This is a genomic window from Marinobacter sp. AC-23, assembly GCF_001858325.1.
In the GTDB taxonomy this organism is placed as follows: domain Bacteria; phylum Pseudomonadota; class Gammaproteobacteria; order Pseudomonadales; family Oleiphilaceae; genus Marinobacter.
On sequence record NZ_MBPP01000095.1, the window covers coordinates 1 to 737 of the forward strand.

Below are 737 nucleotides of genomic sequence, written 5' to 3' on the forward strand. Positions count from 1 at the left end.
CTGACCTAGCCTTGATTGTTATACGGCAATGCCGTATGTTTTGACAATGCTATTCATCGAAACCTCAACATTTACCAAGTTGTTGCCGAGCTACCTCACGGACGAAGAATATCGTGGGCTCCAAACATACCTTTTGCAGAAGCCTGATGCAGGCGATCTCATCAAAGGGTCTGGTGGTGTTCGCAAGGTTCGCTGGGCGCCAGCCGGATCGGGCAAGAGTGGCGGCATTCGAGCAATTTATTATTGGAAGAAGTCTGACCACGAAGTATGGATGCTGACGTTGTACAGTAAATCTGAGCGTGCCTCGATTCCTGGGCACATGCTCAAGCAGATAGCGGAGGCCATCAAAAATGAGTGATAGAAATCTTGGTGCGGAAATCCTTGCTGGGCTTGATGAAATCAAACAGTTCAAAAAGGGCAATCTGGCGCTGCGAACTCAAGAGTTGTCTGAGCCTCAGCGCCGCAGGTTATTCGGCTGAAACTAAAAATGTCTCAGTCTGCCTTTGCGGGTCTCATGGGAGTCAGCGTGCGCACCTTACAAGACTGGGAACAAGGACGTAGAGAACCACAAGGCCCAGCAGTCGCGCTGTTGCGTATCGCAGAACAACATCCGGAAGTTTTTAGCCAACTGCACTGAGTAAGTCGCTAGGTGTAACCAGACGGTCAACCGGACACCAAAAGCTTTCTGCTTTTGGTTCCCTTCGCTGGCCTCCGGTGCCGGTTACCTAAGCGTTAGG

At 50.7% G+C, this 737-nt stretch carries 2 protein-coding genes and 1 pseudogene; all 3 read left to right on the plus strand.

Features of this window, described 5'->3' with window-relative positions; translation table 11 throughout:
• Positions 1-46: 46 nt before the first annotated feature.
• The gene (locus tag BCA33_RS19500) at positions 47-358 is read left to right on the plus strand and encodes a type II toxin-antitoxin system RelE/ParE family toxin (protein WP_083394839.1); all 312 of its coding nucleotides are present in this window, start codon (positions 47-49) and stop codon (positions 356-358) included.
• A complete protein-coding gene (locus tag BCA33_RS22605) occupies positions 351-479 on the plus strand; it encodes a hypothetical protein (RefSeq protein ID WP_302848239.1) in 129 nt (42 codons plus the stop codon). The genes BCA33_RS19500 and BCA33_RS22605 overlap by 8 nt, the downstream gene beginning before the upstream one ends.
• Positions 473-637, plus strand: a pseudogene (locus BCA33_RS22470) (helix-turn-helix domain-containing protein); the annotation flags it as partial. The gene BCA33_RS22605 and the pseudogene BCA33_RS22470, both read left to right, overlap by 7 nt.
• Between the last annotated feature and the right edge of the window lie 100 nt (positions 638-737).